The 5,462-nt window shown below is 65.5% G+C and carries 5 protein-coding genes; 1 reads left to right on the top strand and 4 read right to left on the bottom strand.

Features of this window, described 5'->3' with window-relative positions; translation table 11 throughout:
- Positions 1 to 547: HAD family hydrolase (locus ACFC4D_RS38220; protein ID WP_376070763.1), on the top strand; the 547-nt coding region annotated here is incomplete at its 5' end.
- Between the two features lie 428 nt (positions 548 to 975).
- On the opposite strand, the gene ACFC4D_RS38215 is transcribed toward ACFC4D_RS38220, so the two are convergent.
- From ACFC4D_RS38215 to ACFC4D_RS38200, 4 genes are read right to left on the bottom strand one after another with little or no spacing between them, the layout of a single operon-like run.
- Positions 976 to 1,722, bottom strand: coding sequence for an oxidoreductase (locus tag ACFC4D_RS38215; protein WP_375962244.1), 747 nt, complete (start codon positions 1,720 to 1,722; stop codon positions 976 to 978).
- A gap of 29 nt (positions 1,723 to 1,751) precedes the next feature.
- Positions 1,752 to 3,440: a dipeptide ABC transporter ATP-binding protein gene (locus tag ACFC4D_RS38210; protein ID WP_376070760.1), complete on the bottom strand. Its 1,689-nt coding sequence runs from the start codon at positions 3,438 to 3,440 to the stop codon at positions 1,752 to 1,754.
- 5 nt (positions 3,441 to 3,445) lie between these two features.
- Positions 3,446 to 4,393, bottom strand: a complete 948-nt coding sequence (locus ACFC4D_RS38205) for an ABC transporter permease (protein WP_364637534.1) — start codon at positions 4,391 to 4,393, stop codon at positions 3,446 to 3,448.
- Positions 4,386 to 5,312 carry an ABC transporter permease gene (locus tag ACFC4D_RS38200; protein ID WP_375962238.1) on the bottom strand — a complete coding sequence of 309 codons (927 nt, stop codon included), beginning with the start codon at positions 5,310 to 5,312 and terminating at the stop codon, positions 4,386 to 4,388. Before ACFC4D_RS38200 ends, ACFC4D_RS38205 begins: the two co-directional genes overlap by 8 nt.
- Between the last annotated feature and the right edge of the window lie 150 nt (positions 5,313 to 5,462).

Here is a 5,462-nt window from a genome sequence, read left to right as displayed (position 1 = left end):
CGCCGAGACACTGCACGACATCGTGGATCCGCTCATCTACGCCGAGGCCGCGGATCTCATTGCGGACCACCGGATTCGGGGTCACGACGTGATCATCGTCTCGGCGTCGGGCGAGGAGATGGTGGCCCCGATCGCGCAGGCGCTGGGCGCGGATCATTTCGCCGCCACCCGAATGGTGGTCCAGGACAACAAGTACACCGGCGACGTCGAGTTCTACTGCTATGGCGAGGGCAAGGTGGAGGCCATCGAAAAGCTCTCCGCCGCAAACGGTTACGACCTCACCAAGTGTTACGCGTACTCCGATTCGGTGACCGATCTGCCGATGCTGAGCGCGGTCGGGCATCCCACCGCGGTGAATCCGGATCGCGCGCTGCGCCGGGAGGCGGTCGCGCGCGGCTGGCCGGTGCTGACCTTCGAGAACCCGGTATCGCTGTGGGCGCGCATCCCGCAACCCTCCACCACGACCGTCGCCGCGAGTGCCGTGGTGGCGTTGAGCGCGCTGGCCGCGGGCGCGGTGAGCTACCGGCTGCTGCGCCGCCGGCGGTAGTCGGCCACACCGCCGGTCCGAATAGAAACGCCAATGCACAAAAATGCCCGACACGCCGACTTTTCGAATGTTTCCCCAGCTCTTGATGTGAGGGCGGTCACAGGGTAACAATGGACGCACGGAAGGACGGAAGGCCAAGATCGGATCGGAAGAGAAGATCCGGTTTCCCGACCCACCCTTCCCAGCACGGACACCAGGCACCCACGCGGAGCACGCCGCGACAAGGGCACGAGTAGTTGTGGGCCTGCGTTATCCGAGGATTCGGCGGTAATGCCTCGCAACTGTGCGGGGACGATCCGCACCGGACCCGGAGAGCTCGCCGAGGCCGTAAACACAACCCGAGAAGCACGCTTGGTAACCAGGCGATCCGTGCTATGCGGGCGGTGAGATCGCGAGAGCGATTACGCCGCCCGCTTTGATGTCCGGACTCAGCCCGCCGCCGCGTCGGCGATCGAACGGGCTTCGCGCGCACCATCTTCCAGCGCGCCGCTGGTGAAGATCACCCAGCCGCCGACGCCTTCCGCGGTACCCATGCCGAATCCGGCGGCCGCGTCCAGATACGCCTGGCGACGCCGCAACCAGAACACTTCGGGCACACCGAGGCTGTGCGGGTCCAGCCCACTGGACACGGCGACCAGCCGCGAGGCCGCCCGCGCGACGATGCCGTCACCGGTTCCGAAGGGCCGCAGCGCGAGCAGTTCGCCGTGCACGATGGCCGCGATCACAGGGGCGGGGGCCTTGGTGGCCTGCACGGTCTGCGCGAGCAGATCCAGCCGTTCGGCCACGCCGGGCACATTGCGCGGCCGCCCCAGCAACTCCTTGTCCTCGACCATGTCGGCCGCCGCCAGCAGGTGTAAGCGGGCTAACGCCTGCAGTGGAGCTCGCTCCCACACGCCGACCAAGGTGCGCAGGGCGTCACCGTCCAGGGCTTGGCCGACCCGCAGTGCGCCCGCGAGGATCGGATCCTCGACATTGCCGTCGGCGGGCAGGTCGATGGTCCCGCCCTCGATGGCCGCCGAGGATCGGGCCGCGCGCACCGCCGCCTCGGCCGCGGTGGTCGGCCATCCCCGGCGATTCGCCTTGTGCCGGTGCACTTCAGCGAGCGCGTCGCGCGCTTTGTCGGCGGCCTCGACCACACCGGGCAGTTCGACGAGTGGCTGTAGCGGATCGGTCACGAGATACGAGGCTACTGGCAGGTCACATATCAGCTGACGAGCAGGTCCCGGCCCGGGATGGCGTCCAGGAGTCGTTGGGTATACGGGGATTGCGGGTTGTCGAACACGTCGGTGGTGGGTGCGGCCTCGACCACTTTGCCGGATTGCATGACCACCACGTTGTCGGCGATCTGGCGGACTACGGCCAGGTCGTGGGTGATGAAGAGGTAGGACAGGCCGAGTTCGGCTTGCAGTTCGTTGAGCAGTTGCAGGATTTGGGCCTGGACCAGCACGTCCAGGGCGGAGACGGCTTCATCGCAGACAACGACCTCCGGGGACAGGGCCAGAGCGCGGGCGATGGCGACGCGCTGACGCTGGCCGCCGGAGAGTTCGTTGGGGTAGCGGCGCATGACCGAGGCGGGCAGGGAGACCTTGTCGAGGAGGTCGCGGACGGTGGCTTCGCGTTCCTTGGCGGTACCGATGCCGTGCGTCCGCAACGGTTCCTCGATGGTGCGGTAGATGGAGTACATGGGGTCGAGGGAACCGTAGGGGTCCTGGAAGACGGGTTGGACGCGGCGGCGGAAAGCCAAGGCGGCCTTGGTGTTCAGGGTCGCGACCTCGCGGCCGTCGAAGGTGACCCGGCCGGAGGTCGGTTCGAGCAGGCCAAGCACCATCTGCGCCACGGTGGATTTTCCGGAGCCGGATTCGCCGACGATGGCGGTGGTGGTGCCGCGTTGCAGCCGGAACGAGACATCATCGGCGGCAACGAGTTCGGTGGATTTCCAGGGCGTGCTGCCGCGGATCTTGTAGACCTTGGTGAGGTTCTCCACCGTCAGCACGTCGTCCGGTGCGGCGGCGAATTCGGCGTCGGCCTCGGCGAGCTGGCCCGCCACCTGCACGGCCTGGGCCCGCACTTCGGCGCGCTGCTGTACCGAGGACAGCCGCTGTGAGGCCAGCGACGGCGCGGAGTTCACCAGCTTCTTGGTGTACAGATGCTGCGGTTCGCGCAGAATCTGTTGTGCCGGACCGGATTCCACCACCCGGCCGCGATACATGACCACCAGGTGTTCGGCGCGTTCGGCGGCCAATCCGAGGTCGTGCGTGATGAGCAGGACGGCCGTGCCGAGTTCACTGGTGAGGGTGTCGAGATGATCCAGAATCTGCCGCTGCACGGTCACGTCCAGCGCGGACGTGGGCTCATCTGCGATGAGAAGCTCCGGGCGGCAAGACAATCCGATGGCGATGAGCGCGCGCTGGCGCATACCGCCGGAGAATTCGTGCGGATACTGATTGACCCGATGTTCGGCATCGGGCATCCCCGCTTCGGTGAGCAGCTCCACCGCCCGCTGTTTGGCGGCCTTACCCTTGGCAATGCCATTGGCCTCCAAGGTTTCCCGAATCTGGGATCCGACTTTCCACACCGGATTCAGATTCGACATGGGGTCCTGCGGCACGAACCCGATCCCCCGGCCGCGTACGCCGACGATCTCGCGTTTGGACGCCTTGGCCAGATCCTTGCCGCCGAACATGATGGAGCCGTCGGTGATTCGCCCGGTGCCGGGCAGCAGATCGATGATGGCGTGCGCGGTGGTCGATTTCCCGGAGCCGGATTCGCCGACGATGGCGACGGTTTGGCCCGGGTAGACGGTCAGGTTCACCCCGCGCACGGCCGGGATCTGCTTACCGTCGGAGGTGAAGCTCACGTTCAGGTCGCGGACTTCGAGCAGTGGTTTGTCCATATCGGTCACCTCTTCCGGGCCTTGGGATCGAGGGCATCGCGGACGGCGTCACCGAGCATGATGAAGCTGAGCACGGTCAGCGCGAGCGCGGTCGCCGGATAGAACAGGATCGCGGAGGTGCGAATCTCCTTCTGGTCCACCGCGATATCGGAGCCCCAGGACACGATCTGCCGGGACAGTCCGACGCCGAGGTAGGACAGCGTCGCCTCGGTGACGATGAAGACGCCGAGCGAGATGGTGCTGACCACGATCATCGGACCGGCCGAGTTGGGCAGTACGTGCCGCAGCAGCGTCCGGAATCTGGAGACGCCCAATGCCTTTGCCGCCGTGACGTATTCGCTGTTCTTGGCTTCGATGACCGCGCCCCGGGTGATGCGGGCGGCCTGCGGCCAGGAGAACGAGGCCAGGGTGATCATGACGGTCCAGATGGTGCGCGAGGACAGCATCTGCATGAGCACGATGGCGGCGAGCATGAGCGGCAGCGCGTAGAAGATCTCCGCGATCCGGGAGATGATCGAATCGAACAGTCCGCCATAGTATCCGGCGATCGCGCCCAGGGCCCCGCCGATGAGCACGAACAGCGCGGTGGAGCCGATACCGGTCAGCACCGACGCCCGCGCGCCGTAAACGGTGCGGGCGTAGATATCGCAGCCCTGTTTGTCGAAGCCGAAGGGGTGTCCGCTGCCCGGTTTGTGCATGCTGAAATCACCGTTGCAGTACCGCGGATCCTGATTCGTGAACAGTTCCGGCCAGGCCGCGACCAGCACCACGAAGATCAGCAGCAGTGCGGCGATGACGAAGATCGGATTGCGCCGCAGCTGCCGCCAGGCATCACGCCAGACGCTGGTCGGCGCGCCGGATTCGTCGAGCCGGTCGGTGGCCAGCACTTCGACCTCGTCCGGCGGGGCCACGAAATGTTCTTGTCCCGCACGAGTTTTCGCGATCTCAGGCATAGCGGATCCTCGGGTCGAGGGCGGCGTAGAGCAGATCGACGAGCAGGTTCGCCAGCAGCAGTATCACGATGAGCACGGTCACGAAGGCCACCACGGTGGGTGGTTCGCCGCGCACGATCGCCTGGTACAGCGTGCCGCCCACGCCCGGAATATTGAAGATGCCCTCGGTGACGACCGCGCCGCCCATCAGGTAGCCGAGGTCGGTGCCGAGGAAGGTGACCACCGGGATCATCGAATTGCGCAGGATGTGCACCACGATGACGCGTCGGCGGCTCAGCCCCTTGGCGGTGGCGGTGCGCACGTAGTCGGCGGACATGTTCTCCGCCACCGAGTTTCGCGTCAGCCGCAGCACATAGGCGAAGGACAGCGATCCGAGCACGAAGGCGGGCACCAGCAGATCGGTGAATCCGGCCTTCGCGCCGACCGTCACCGGTGCGATACCCCATTTCACGCCGAGCAGATACTGCGCCAGGAAGCCGACCACGAAGATCGGCACCGCGATGATGACCAGGCTGAGCACCAGCATGGTGGAGTCGAACAGTTTGCCCTTGCGCAGTCCGGCGATCAGACCGAAAGTTATGCCGAAAATGGCCTCGATGCAGACGGCCATGATGGCCAGCCGGAAGGTGATCGGGAAGGCGCGGGCCAGCTCGTCGCGCACCGGGCGGCCGGAGAACGACGTGCCGAAGTCAAGGGTGACAATACCTTTCAGATATTCCAGGTATTGAATGAAGAACGGCTGATCCAGGTGGTATCTGGCGCGCAACGCCGCCTCCACCGCCGGGGTCATCTGACGGTCACCGGCCAGCGCCTGAATGGGGTCGCCGGGGATCAGGAAGACCATCGAATAGATGAGCAGCGTGGCCCCGAGGAAGACCGGGATCATCTGGAGCAGCCGCCGCACGATATACCAAGCCATGGTTCACTCCATCGAATGGCGGGAGTGGTTGGGGGCCCGGGGTTTTAACCCGGGCCGCACCCCATTTCCAAACACCGGGTTTAATTTAGATTTTTTAGAAATGGGAAAGAGCCCGCCCGGGGACCTGGGCCGAAATAAGAAATTAAGAGC

The sequence above is a fragment of the Nocardia sp. NPDC056000 genome (genome assembly GCF_042269265.1).
GTDB lineage: Bacteria > Actinomycetota > Actinomycetes > Mycobacteriales > Mycobacteriaceae > Nocardia.
Note: the sequence above shows the minus strand (reverse complement) of the source record. Positions and strands in the feature narration are given on the sequence as shown.

What these genes read in the sequence shown, in the direction of transcription:
- ACFC4D_RS38210 (WP_376070760.1), bottom strand. Translation starts at nt 3,440, where the DNA reads ATGGACAAACCACTGCTCGAAGTCCGCGACCTGAACGTGAGCTTCACC.
- ACFC4D_RS38205 (WP_364637534.1), bottom strand. Translation starts at nt 4,393, where the DNA reads ATGCCTGAGATCGCGAAAACTCGTGCGGGACAAGAACATTTCGTGGCC.
- ACFC4D_RS38200 (WP_375962238.1), bottom strand. Translation starts at nt 5,312, where the DNA reads ATGGCTTGGTATATCGTGCGGCGGCTGCTCCAGATGATCCCGGTCTTC.